A 12032-nucleotide genomic window follows, 5' to 3' on the forward strand; every position below is an offset into this window, starting at 1 on the left:
GTGCAGCCGTTCCGGAATCTGGGAGAGCGCTCTCCCAGAGAGTGGCGTGCGGGCGTGACCCTGTCAACGCCCTGGACTCCGCTCCTCACGCATCCGGCCCAGGTGAAGATCGACGTCGGGTGCGGGTTGGAGGGGGAGACGCGGAGGGCGGTGGCATGTTGCGCGCCGGTTCCCGTCGGCACCTGCCGGGCCCGTGCGGCGAGTTCCGAATCGGCGACACCTTCGGCGAACTCGTCGAGCCGATGTCCGAGCACCGCGCCGGGGTGCAGCCCCTGCACGTCGCGCGCTGCGGGGTTGTAGCGCTCCACCCGCAGGTCGGCGTCGAAGACGTAGAGCCCCCACGGCGCCTGGGTGAACAGGACGTCCAGCACGACGGCATCGAGCGCGCGGCTCTCAGCTTCGGGCACGGGTGCAGCTCCGAGGGGGTGAGCCGTCGGGCGGCCTTGTGCCCGTGGGGCGAAAGGATCAGTGCGGGGGCTCGCCGACAGTCGGCGTTGTCGTCCCAACAGCGCCTGGGACGTCAGGAGTTGGCCGGGCGTACGGGGCTGGGCGAGTGAAGGGTGGCGGCATGCCGAAGCGTGTTCTCGCACCATCGAAAGCGCACATATGTGAGTGCGGCACGGCCACGAAGGCGAGCCTGCGCAGCGGCCGCCTGTACGAACACGACGCTCCCGACGGCACCGGCCCGTGCGCGAAGTCCGGCGCCGTGGTCGTGGCCGGCTCCGAGCTGGTGAACAGCTACGAGTGCGCGTGCGGCACCTGGGCCCGGGTGACGAGCAAGGGAGCGCTGGCCCGCCACGTGATGCCGGAAGGGCCAGGGTGTCCGCTGTCCGGAGAGCCGATCGAGACGCGCGCTGCCCCACAGCGCCCCCGGCGCGTCGGCGGCGGCCTGGTGCGGATGGTGCCGCTGGCGCCCACCGAAGGGTGGGCCAAGCCCGTTACCGGCGGCAGCGGTTCCAGCGTGTACGCGATTCCCGCCGGACTGCCCGGTCACGGGCGCCGCCGCTAGGCGATCAGAGATCGAGGGCGGGCGGCACGCCGGGGAGTCAGGGATCGGCGTCCGGGTCCTGGACCGGTGGCGAGCGGTGCACGCCCCCGAGACCGGCGCGAAGGACACGGGAACCGAGGCGGGGACGGGGTTCGGCGCCGAACCCCGCTGAGCGAGGGCGCGTACGGAAACTCGCGCGCCTCCTGTGCGCAACGATTCACCCACCTCGCACGTCTCACCTACGAACGGCATGGCCCTTGCCTCTTGCCGCTGCGCAACCTGAACTTCTCCCGCCGGACACCCAGGAGCCCTCGTGCGCCGCAGTATCGCCATCGCGCTGACCGTCACCGCAGCCCTCAGCACCGCCTCGGCCCTCACTGTCACACCGGCGGCCGCCGCCCCCGTGCCGCCCCGCACCCCCCTCACCGACTTCAACCACGACGGGTACGCCGACCTCGCGCTCGGCGGGCCGGGCACCACGGTGAGCGGGACCCTGAACGCTGGGGCCGTGTCGGTCGTGTACGGGAGCAAGAACGGGCCGGACATCGCGCACGCGAAGGTGTTCACCCGGTCGACCGCCGGGGTACCGGGGGTCCGGACCTCGTACGAGTTCTTCGGGGAGCGGGTCTCCCCCGGCGACCTCGACGGCGACGGGTACACCGACCTCGTCGTCGGCCCGACGAACGGCGGCCACCCCGTCGTGCTGTGGGGCTCCGCGCAGGGCCTGACCGGCACCGGAGCCGTCAGCCTGCCGGGCGGCTCAGGACTGTTCTCCGTCGGCGACTTCAACGGGGACGGCCACCGCGACCTGGTCACCGACGACTTCCCGTATGACCCGGACGACGACATGGGCGGGATGACCATCCTGTACGGGCCCTTCGACCGGGCGACGGGCGCGGTCGCGAAGACCGACACCATCGCGACCAGCCAGACGTACGGTCCCCACGACTTCGTCGTCGGTGACATGACGGGTGACGGCGCCGACGACATCGTGACCAGTCTCGGCTTCGAGGAAACGGCGTACGGCAGCGAGTTCTGGAAGGGCGGAAAAGACGGCGTCAGCCACACCTCCACCACCCTCACTTCCAGCCTCGCGGGCGCCGTCGCCGACGTGGACGGTGACGGCTATGGCGACCTCGTCGTGCACGACATCGGCGCCAACTACGAGGACATCCCCTACGAGAAGGGGACGGTACGGGTCCTGTACGGCACCGCCTCCGGCCCTTCCAGCACGCGTACGAAGGCGATCACCCAGGAGACCAGCGGCGTCCCCGGCATCGGTGAGAAGGGCGACCAGTTCGGCACGGACATCGCCGCCAGTGACGTGAACGGCGACGGGTACGCGGACATCGCCGTCGGCGTCCCCGGCGAGGCCATCGGCTCAGTGAAGAACGCGGGAGCCGTGGTCCTGCTCAAGGGCGGCAAGGCCGGGCTGAGCGGTACCGGGGCGCAGGCCTTCAACCAGTCGACCACCGGGGTACCCGGGGCGAGCGAGAGCGGCGACATGTTCGGCCTTCAGGTGCTGCTGACCGACGTGAACGGCGACGGACTGGCCGACCTGACCTCCGCCGCGCCGCTGGAGGACGGCACGTACAAGGACTCGGGAGCGGCCTGGGTGCTGCGCGGCACGAAGAGCGGCCTGACCGTCAAGAACATCACCTCCTTCGGGCCCGCCGCCGTCAACATCCCCGAGAAGGGCGCCCAGCTGGGCCGGGACCTGGGACGCTGACGCCCCGGGTCGGTGCGCGGGTCCATGCATCTTCGCCTGGTCGGGTCCTCCGGCCACGTACTCGGTGACGTGCACGAAGTCCAGGAGCACGTTGATCGTGACGTTGCGGCGGCCGGCTTCGCGCTGGATCAGGTCGCGTTGGTGGCGGGCGCCGTCGACCAGGACCACCCAGCAGCGGTGATGGCCGGGATCGCGGGCCTCGGCCTGGGTGAACGCGTCAGCGATGACCTTCTCCGGCGGGTGGACCAGGGAGGCGGTGCACTACTTGCGTATCGCGGTCGGCCCCGGGCGGGGCCGACGCATTCCGGTGCGGCCGCCGGGCGGATGGATCACATCGTGTGGCCTCGGGGGCGGGGGAGGGGTCACGCAGCCGATGGTAGAGCGGCCCCCCGGGTCGCAGGGCAGGTTCGTTCCGTGAAGGCGCAGGTCAGTCGAGCTGCATGCACGTTGACTTGCGCACGAAGGCGCCCCGGACCCAGCCTTTGGCGTTGACCGTCAGGCCTGAGGTGGGGGCGGTTGTCGAGGTGCCCCTCTTCCACGCTCTCTTGCTGCTCAGCACGGCTACCTGATCGCCGTCGCGCAGCAGTCCGTAGGAGGCGTAGGTGGTCCTTGGCCCGGAGCGCAGGTTCGTGGTGCCCGTGATCTCGTATCCGCAGTCCGCCGAGGCCAATTCGGTTCGCGCTGCCCCGTCAGTTCAGAGCCTTTCCCAGATCGCCGACAGCGTCGGTCCGGATCGCCGGGGCATGAGGCCATGGTGATTCAGGTCAGGCTGGTCGGGCGGGAGGGAAGGTCCATGTGCCGTCCAGGATCTCCGGGCGGGGGCGGTAGAGGCGGACCATGTAGTTCCAGTCCTTGGGAACGGGGAGGACGTTGACGTCTTCGTCGGTCGTGGTGCCGCCGAACTGGACGGTGATGGTGCCGTCGGCGGTCCGTTTCGCGCCGAGGTTGTTCAGGGTGTAGACCCCGTCGGTGTTCTGCTCGAAGTAGCCGTCGCTGTTGTACACGCTGATCGACCAGAACCCGTCGACCGGCACCTCGCCCACGGTGAGCCGGTAGACGGTGCCGCCGTCGTTGTGCTCAGGGGTCACGTTGAGATAGGTGGCGTCCTTGTCGGGGTTGCCGCCCCATGCGCTGGCGCTGGCGATCAGGTGGCGGACCGGATCGACTTGTCCGGGCGCACCGAATGCACGGGCGAGGTCTGGAAGTCCCTCGCTGAGAATGACCAGAGCGTCCCGGACCCGCTTGTGCGAAGCCTGGTCCCAGGCGGGCAGATCGAGGCTTCCGGGGCCGCCGGGCTGGTCGATGCGCATGGAATCCTGAAGCGCGTGGACGGCTGCCATGTCGCCGGTGATGCCCGGGGTGACCATCGTGCGGATGCCGACCATCACGTAGCGGGTTCCGACCTGCTCGCGCGTGACGTGGTAGGCCCCGCCTCCGTACTCGACGCCGGCGATGTAGTGGTCCTCGTTGATCAGGATCATCGACAGGAATCGGTCTCCGGGGTCGGGCAGCCTGATGGTCGCCGGGCCGGCGTCCAGGTCGAGCACGGCATCTGAGTACAGGGTGTCGCGGTTGGCACGAACGACGCTCTGGTGATCGATTGGCATCAGGGCGCGGTGATGGTGGAACGTCCCGAAGCCTCCCTGGTTCGCTGACACGGAGAAGTACATGTCGCTCTCGGCCCGGGGAAAGGTCTCGACCGTGACGGTGACGGGAGTGTCCTGCCGATGTACCACGCGTGCTCCTCTGTCATCTTGCTCGGGCGCCGGTCCTTCGAAGGGGGCGTTGGCCCCGCCCGCAGGGGCTGCGGCCAGCACAGCACCCGCAGAACGTCCTCGCTCGACGGGTCGACCGAGCGGGTGATGGATGCGGTGGATCCGCGCCAGCCGCCCGGCCTTCACCGTGCGACAAAGCCAGACGGCGCTTGGCCGGCCCGGGGCCGGGTGACCCGTCGCCGGATCGTGTCGCGGGAGACGCCGTACGCCGCCGCCAGCGCTCCAAGAGACTCGCCGGCCCGGTGGCGTCGGCGCAGTTCCTCGTCCGGCAGCCGGTAGGGCTGTGTGACACCGATCCGGGCTCGGATTGTCGGCACCGAGACCCGGTACCGGGCCGCGATCGCGACAGCGACGCGCCTTCCTCGTCCCGCAGCCGGCGCAGCTCGTCGACCGGCAGCTCCACCGGCCGCGCCCCCACGGGCACGCCCCGCATCCGGTGCGAGACCAGGCGCCCGCTCACGCCGAGCTCGGCCGCGATCGCCTGGACCTCCTCGCCCTCGACGAGGTAGCGGCAGCCCAGTTCCTCGGGCGAGACCGGCAGTTGTTGCCGACGTCCGCGCCGCGCGACTCCGTGCCGGTCGAGGACCCGGTACATGGTCCGCTCGGTCGTGGAGTGCGCCGCGGCGATGGCCCGCACCGGCTCCCGCCGCCAGTACCGGCGCGCCATGTCGGCCACCGGCAGCGCCCCCGCGAGCGTCAGCAGCGACTCAAGCGACGCAGCGTCGACGCCGAACTCGGCTGCCAGTTCCGGGAGTTCCGCACCCGCGGTGCGCGATCGACTCGGTCAGTCTGCGGGCTGCAAAAGGGGGCCGCTGACGGGACCGAATCCGACCGATCGCGGCAAGCCGGGATCGAAGATTCACCTCATCACCGACCGGAACGGACTGCCGCTGTCCGTGGGTCTCTGGCGCGAACATGCACGACAGTCAGGGCCTGGAGCCGCTTGTGCGCGGTATTCCACCCATCCGGTCCCGCCGTGGGCCCCGGCGCAGGAAGCCGGTGAAGCTGCACGCCGACAAGGGCTACGACTACGACCACCTGCGCTGATGGCTCCGCGAGCGCGGTATCCGCCACCGCATCGCCCGCAAGGGCGTCGAGTCCTCGCAGCGGCTGGGCCGGCACCGGTGGGTGGTCGAGAGAACCGTGTCCTGGCTGGCCGGGTGCCGCAGGCTCCACCGCCGCTACGAACGCAGAGCTGAACACTTCCTCGCCTTCGTCGGCATCGCAGCGGGTCTCATCTGCTTCCGCCGGCTCATCGGCAGCCCTCGTCACTGACCACTGCAGAAGCGCGGGCAGGACCGCCCCGCCAGTGCACCAGCCAGCAGGGGAGCAACAACAAGAATTAAGGCCATGGGGACGAAGATGGCCACAGATGCCCCCGGGCCCGCATGGACGTCAGAGTCGCCGAAGAGTGCCACAGCGACAGCCCAGAGGAACATTCCCGCGGCGGCACACGCACCCAGTACCTCCCAGGTTCGAGCACGTCCGAGCAACAGCCCCAGAAGCAAGGAAGGGGCGATACCACCGGCCATCATGCTCAAGAAGACAGTGACGCCCGACAAGTCCGCAACGCCCGCAATCAGCGGAACCCACGGGCTGACAACGATCACCGACACCCAGGCCAGAACCGCCGCCGCACATAGCCTCGCGGGCCGCCCAACTGCGGTCCCCCGATGGATCGCCGACCTGTGCTTCATCTTCGCTCCCCCATCCGCGTGAAGGAGATCCTGCCAGCAAAATTGAACGTGTTCAACTCTTATCGAATTCGTGCCCATCACCCCTCGCTTGGCACACAGTGCTTGCCTATGCATCCTCCGATGAGCCAAAGGAAACGACGTCTTAACGCTGTCGGCCCCGCCCGCCGCCCGGGGAACTCTGGTGGGATCTGACCGGCAGTCGCGGAGTACCCGCGACCGGGCCCTCGACGTCCTCGTCGTCGTAGTCGGCGGTGGGGAGATCGAGGAACCATCCTCCGTTCCGCGCAGGCCGGGTACGTTCTCCCGCCAGCCGGGGCGCCTCGATGGTGGCCCGCTGCTTTTGTGTCGTGCAGTCGTCGTGGGAGACGGTGACCGGCTCGTCGGGTTCGTCAATCGCGGGCGTCGGCGCGGCGCTCGGGCGGGCCGGTGCGGCCGGGGAGGCGGGCGCATTCGTCTCGTCGAAGCCGTACGCCGCGCACGGGCCCGGCCAGTTGTGTGGGTGCGGGATGCTGCGACCGGCTTCCCAGTGTTGATCGTGCTGGTGGAGGCGACGCGGGCGAGCTCCGCGGTCTTGGCGCGGGAGCGGCCGGACCGCGTGCGGCGGGGGAGTAGCTCGCGGGCAGCGGGGGTGCGTCGACGGTCCACGTGAGCAGGCGCCGGGCGGCGTCCTGGCGTTTGGGCTCGGCGGTGACGTGGGTGACGACGTCGAGGGCCAGGCGCGAGGTGTGCCGGCGCGGGTTCGTCTCGGGGCCCAACGGCCTTTCCCTGTCAAGGTATTCGCCATCAACGTTGTGGCCCACATCACATTACCGGCGGTATCTGAAACAGTGTGTCGCAGGTAAATTGCGGGTGCCGCCCGTATGGATCGCCTCTGTCGCACCAGGGGCCCGAGCGAGAGTGAGGCCCATGACGATGGAACGGCAGCACGTCGACGTCCTGGTCATCGGGGCCGGGATCTCCGGCATCAGCGCCGCCCGCCACGTCCTGCGCGACAACCCGCGCGCCACGCTTGTCGTCCTGGAGCGCCGCGCCCGGGTCGGCGGCACCTGGGACCTGTTCCGGTACCCGGGCATCCGCTCCGACTCCGACATGTCCACCTTCGGGTTCGGCTTCCACCCCTGGCGCGGCGCCCGCATCCTCGCCGACGGCCAGGAGATCCGCGGCTACGTCGAGGACGCCGCCGCCGACGCGGGCATCCTGGAGCGCACCCGCTTCGGCCGCCGCGCCGTCAGCGCCGACTTCTCGCACGCCACCGGCCGGTGGACCGTCGAGGTCGAGGACGAGCACACCGGCGCGCACGAGTCGTACAGCGCCGGCTACCTCGTCGGCGCAACCGGCTACTACGACTACGACGAGCCCTACCGCCCCGAGTTCCCCGGCGAGGCCAATTACCGGGGTACCCTGGTCCACCCACAGCAGTGGCCCGAGGACCTCGACCACACCGGCAAGCGCGTCGTCGTCATCGGATCCGGCGCCACCGCCATCACCCTGCTCCCCGCGATGGCCGACAAGGCCGCGCACATCACCATGCTCCAGCGCTCGCCCACCTACGTCCTCGCCCTGCCGGAGGTCGACCCCGTCACCTCCGTCCTGCAGAAGCTGCACGCGCCCGCCCGCCTCACCCACAAGATCGCCCGCACCCGCAACATCGCACTGCAACGCGGGAGTTACGCGTTCTGCCGCAAGTACCCGCGCCTCGCCCGCCGCATACTCCTCGGCCTCGTACGGGCACGCGCCGGCAAGGGCGTCGACATGCGCCACTTCAGCCCCCACTACAAGCCCTGGGACCAGCGACTGTGCGTCGTGCCCGGCGGCGACCTGTTCAAGGTGCTCAGGAGCGGCAAGGCGTCCGTCGCCACCGACCACATCGACACCTTCACCGCCGACGGCATCCGCCTGAAGTCCGGCCAGGAACTGAAGGCCGACATCGTCGTCACCGCGACCGGCCTCAACGTCCGCCTCCTGGGCGGCATGGCCCTCACCGTCGAGGGCCGCCCCGTCGACGTCACGAACCGCGTCCTCTACAAGGCCGTGATGCTCGAAGGCGTACCGAACATGTCCCTCGTCATCGGCTACACCAACGCCTCCTGGACCCTGAAGGCGGACCTGGCGGCCGACTACACGGCTCGACTCCTGGCCCACATGCGGCGCCACGGACACGACATCGCCACCCCGGTCGCCACCGACGCCGACCGTTCGGAGTTCTCCGTCATGGGCGAGGCGCTCACCTCCGGCTACATCGCCCGCGCCGACCGGGCCATGCCGCGCCAGGGCACCCGCGACCCCTGGCGGCTGTGGAACAACTACTACCGCGACCGCGCCATGCTCCAGGACGCCCCGATCGAAGACGGTCCGCTGCGCTTCGACACCGTCGGCCCATCCGGTACGGAGCATGCGGCCGACGCACCCACATCGACCCGCGTCGCCTGAGAGGACAAGGACAAAGATGACCGCGAACCCGACCAGGAATCTGACCCGGAAGGTCTACGACGAACGCCTGCGGACCCTGTCCGAAGGCTCCGTCAACGTCAACTTCAACGCCTTCACCGACATCAAGTGGGACGACCCCGAGTTCGCCGTGGACACCAGCGACCCGCGCTGGGTGCTGACCTCCGCGGACGCGCTCGGCGCCCACCCCTGGTACCAGGAACAGCCCCTCGAGACGCAGATCCGGATCGGGATCTGGCGCTGGGCGACCATCGCCAAGGTCGGCATGCAGTTCGAGAACCTCCTCATGCGCGGAGCCCTCGACTACGTCTACCAACTGGGCAACCAGAACCAGGAGTTCAGGTACCTCACCCACGAGATCACCGAAGAGACCCACCACACCCAGATGTTCCAGGAACTGGTCAACCGCACCGGCGTCGACACCGCCGGCGGCAAGCGCTGGTTCCGCCAACTCAGCCGCGTCCTGCCCCTGTTCGGCTCCCTGTACCCCGAGGCGTTCTTCACCGGCATCCTCGCCGGCGAGGAACCCATCGACCACCTGCAAAAGGGCGCCCTGCGCAGCGGGGAGCCGGTGCACCCGCTGCCGCAGCGGATCATGCAGATCCACATAGCGGAGGAGGCCCGGCACATCTCCTTCGCCCACGAGTTCCTGCGCCTGCGCGTCCCCCACTACGGCAAAACCCGCCGCGGCGCACTCTCCGTCCTCTTCCCGCTGATCATGCGAGTCCTGTGCGACGTCATCATGATCCCCGACCGGAAGTCCGCCGCCCAAGTGGGCATCCCCGCCTGGGTGCTCAAGGACGTCTTCTGGAAGTCCGACGCCGGACAGAAGATGCTCCACGACCTCTTCTCCGACGTACGGATGCTCGCCGAGGACATCGGCCTGATGAACAAGGCGTCCCGCCCGCTGTGGCGGGCCCTGCGCATCCACGGCCGCCCCGCGCGCTTCCGCGGCGAGCCGGTCCCGCAGACCGACTGACCGCCCGACCGCCTCCTCGCCCCCTCTGAACGGAGCCAGCCCGCCGTGCCGTACGTCGTCACCCGATCCTGCTGCGCCGACGCCTCCTGCGTGCTGGCCTGCCCGGTCAACTGCATCCACCCCGCGCCGGGCGAACCCGGCTTCGCCACCGCCGAGATGCTCTACGTCGATCCGCGCACCTGCGTGGACTGCGGTGCCTGCACGACAGCCTGCCCGGTGGACGCCCTCAAGCCCCATACGGCCCTCGGCGCGGCCGAGTTGCCGTTCCTGGACCTCAACGCGACCTACTACAAAGAGAATCCGCACGCGGACCGCACGCCCATGTACGTCGTGCCCCGCCAACGGGACCTGCCCGCAGGCGAGTTGTCGGTCGCCGTCGTCGGCGCCGGACCGGCAGGACTGTTCGCCGCCGACGAACTCCTACGCCACCCGGGCGTGCGCGTCACCGTCCACGACCGGCTCCCCACCCCGTACGGTCTGGCGCGAGCCGGCGTCGCCCCGGACCACCAGGACACCAAGCAGGTCAGCGAGCTCTTCCGGGCCATCGAGTCGCAGCCCGGCTTCCACTACCGGCTCGGCGTCGAGATCGGCACCGACCTCACCCACGCCGACCTGCTGCGCACACACCACGCGGTGATCTACGCCGTCGGCGCCGCGACCGACAAGCGCCTCGGCATCGACGGCGAGGACCTGCGCGGCAGCGTCGCCGCCACCGACTTCGTCGCCTGGTACAACGGCCACCCCGACCACGCCGACGACCACTACGACCTCGACACCGAACGCGCCGTCGTCGTCGGCAACGGCAACGTCGCCCTCGACGTCGCCCGCATCCTCACCGCCGACCCCGACACCCTGGCCCGCACCGACATCTCCGACCACGCCCTGGCCGCACTGCGCGCCAGCCGGGTCCGCGAGGTCGTCCTCCTGGGCCGCCGCGGACCCGCCCAGGCGGCTTTCACGCTGCCCGAACTCCTCGCGCTCAGCGCGCTGAAGGACGTGGACGTGACCGTCGAAGGCTGGCCCGACGACCTGCCGCCCGGCGCCACCGACAAGACCCGCCTGCTGTCCCAACTCGCCGCCCGCACACCGCACTCGACGCGACGCCGTATCATCCTGCGGTTCCTCACCAGCCCCGTACGCCTCACCGGCGAAGGCCGCGTACAAGCCCTTCAGACCGCCACGACCACCCTGCACACGGACACCGACGGCACCGTACGCGCGCGCCCCACCGCCGAGACGCGGACCCTGGAGACCGGCCTCGTCCTGCGCTCCGTCGGCTACCGCGCCCGCCCCGTCCCCGGCCTGCCCTTCGACGAGGACACCGCGACCGTCCCGCACGACGGCGGCCGCGTCGCACCCGGCGTCTACGTCGCGGGCTGGATCAAGCGCGGCCCGACCGGCTTCATCGGCACGAACAAGACCTGCGCCCAGGAGACGGTCGCCGCCCTCCTGGACGACTTCACCGAGGGCCGCCTCACCCCGCCCGAGTCCGGCGCCGCCACCGCGCCCCGCGCCCTCGACCTCGCCGCCTGGCGCGCCATCGACGCCTCGGAACGCGCCGCGGGGGAAGCGCAGGGTCGCCCCCGCGTCAAGCACACGGACCTCAACTCCCTTTACGAAGCCGCCAGTCGGGCCACCCCGGCAGCGGCCCGCAGCTGACCCCCGGCCCCTCGGTCAGACCCCTTCCAGATCCGACACCCGCTGCTGCGGCGACAACTCCACACCCAGGTCGCGCAGCGTCGCGTCGAGCACCGCCCACACGGAACGGCACAGCATCGCGCGCAACTCCTCCTCGGCCTGCTCCCGCTGCGGATCACGTACCCACTGGTTGACCGAGGTGTCCACGAACCCCACGATCCCGATCGCCACCGACCGGATCGGCGCCTCGGGCAGCCCGAGTGCCTTGAGCACGTCCCCGAACCGATCACTCAGTCTCAGCGCGATGGCCGTCTTGACGTCCGCCACCAGCGACCCGTCACCCATCGAGTGCTCGCCGACACCCATGTACGCGTACAACTGCGGGTGTTGGACCACCCAGTCCAGATGCGCGCCCACCACACGGCGCACGGACTCCTCGATCGTCCCCTCGAAGCTGAGCGTCGGCTCCATCCGCCGCATGAACGACTCCACCACCCGTCGACGGATCAGCTCGTCCAGCGTGGCGCGGTCCTTGAAGTGCCGGTAGAGCACCGACCGCGGCAGCCCCACCCGCTCCGCGAGCCGCTGCACCCTGAACCGCGCGCCCTCCTCCTCGATGAGCGCGACCGCCGCATCCACCAACTCGCCCTGCCGCTGCGCTTTGTGCTCCCCCCAGCGGGTGGAACGCCCGTCGACGGCCGGGGCGTCACCGTTTCTGTCCGCCATCGGCCCAGGATATCGGCAGGCCGCACCCGTGCGGGGCCCTCGGGGCCCTGGC

The 12032-nt window shown here is 70.2% G+C and carries 7 protein-coding genes and 3 pseudogenes; 6 read left to right on the forward strand and 4 right to left on the reverse strand.

Annotated elements, in window-relative coordinates; translation table 11 throughout:
• Positions 1-149 precede the first annotated feature (149 nt).
• Positions 150-593, reverse strand: a pseudogene (locus tag AB0L37_RS12415) (PAS domain-containing protein); the annotation flags it as partial.
• Here AB0L37_RS12415 and AB0L37_RS12420 point away from each other — a divergent pair.
• Both AB0L37_RS12420 and AB0L37_RS12425 read left to right on the forward strand, forming a co-directional pair.
• Entirely contained in the window at positions 569-1009 is a 441-nt protein-coding gene (locus tag AB0L37_RS12420; protein ID WP_365503462.1) for a hypothetical protein, read from the forward strand. The pseudogene AB0L37_RS12415 and the gene AB0L37_RS12420 overlap by 25 nt on opposite strands.
• Before the next feature lie 292 nt (positions 1010-1301).
• Entirely contained in the window at positions 1302-2717 is a 1416-nt protein-coding gene (locus tag AB0L37_RS12425) for an FG-GAP-like repeat-containing protein (protein ID WP_365503465.1), read from the forward strand.
• Positions 2718-2774: 57 nt separating this feature from the next.
• Here the strand turns inward: AB0L37_RS12425 and AB0L37_RS12430 are convergent.
• Together AB0L37_RS12430 and AB0L37_RS12435 are read right to left on the reverse strand one after the other, a co-directional pair.
• A pseudogene (locus AB0L37_RS12430) lies at positions 2775-3098 on the reverse strand (ISKra4 family transposase); the annotation flags it as partial.
• Between the two features lie 383 nt (positions 3099-3481).
• Positions 3482-4534: a DUF1254 domain-containing protein gene (locus tag AB0L37_RS12435; RefSeq protein ID WP_365503468.1), complete on the reverse strand. Its 1053-nt coding sequence runs from the start codon at positions 4532-4534 to the stop codon at positions 3482-3484.
• Between the two features lie 723 nt (positions 4535-5257).
• On the opposite strand from AB0L37_RS12435, the pseudogene AB0L37_RS12440 reads away from it, so the two are divergent.
• The 4 genes and pseudogenes from AB0L37_RS12440 to AB0L37_RS12455 form a co-directional block, all read left to right on the forward strand.
• Positions 5258-5767 (forward strand): annotated as a pseudogene (locus tag AB0L37_RS12440) (IS5 family transposase); the annotation flags it as partial.
• 1334 nt (positions 5768-7101) lie between these two features.
• The gene (locus AB0L37_RS12445; RefSeq protein WP_365503644.1) at positions 7102-8619 is read left to right on the forward strand and encodes an NAD(P)/FAD-dependent oxidoreductase; all 1518 of its coding nucleotides are present in this window, start codon (positions 7102-7104) and stop codon (positions 8617-8619) included.
• Between the two features lie 16 nt (positions 8620-8635).
• The gene (locus AB0L37_RS12450) at positions 8636-9616 is read left to right on the forward strand and encodes a diiron oxygenase (protein WP_365503471.1); all 981 of its coding nucleotides are present in this window, start codon (positions 8636-8638) and stop codon (positions 9614-9616) included.
• Positions 9617-9661: 45 nt separating this feature from the next.
• A complete protein-coding gene (locus AB0L37_RS12455; RefSeq protein WP_365503474.1) occupies positions 9662-11275 on the forward strand; it encodes an FAD-dependent oxidoreductase in 1614 nt (537 codons plus the stop codon).
• Positions 11276-11290: 15 nt separating this feature from the next.
• On the opposite strand, the gene AB0L37_RS12460 is transcribed toward AB0L37_RS12455, so the two are convergent.
• Positions 11291-11980: a TetR/AcrR family transcriptional regulator gene (locus tag AB0L37_RS12460; protein ID WP_365503477.1), complete on the reverse strand. Its 690-nt coding sequence runs from the start codon at positions 11978-11980 to the stop codon at positions 11291-11293.
• Positions 11981-12032: the final 52 nt, after the last annotated feature.

It is taken from the genome of Streptomyces sp. NPDC052225 (assembly GCF_040679615.1).
GTDB lineage: Bacteria > Actinomycetota > Actinomycetes > Streptomycetales > Streptomycetaceae > Streptomyces.

Bases quoted from the DNA above. Each gene is read 5' to 3' on its own strand.
- AB0L37_RS12420 (WP_365503462.1), top strand. From the start codon at position 569: ATGCCGAAGCGTGTTCTCGCACCATCGAAAGCGCACATATGTGAGTGC.
- AB0L37_RS12445 (WP_365503644.1), top strand. From the start codon at position 7,102: ATGGAACGGCAGCACGTCGACGTCCTGGTCATCGGGGCCGGGATCTCC.
- AB0L37_RS12450 (WP_365503471.1), top strand. From the start codon at position 8,636: ATGACCGCGAACCCGACCAGGAATCTGACCCGGAAGGTCTACGACGAA.
- AB0L37_RS12460 (WP_365503477.1), bottom strand. From the start codon at position 11,980: ATGGCGGACAGAAACGGTGACGCCCCGGCCGTCGACGGGCGTTCCACC.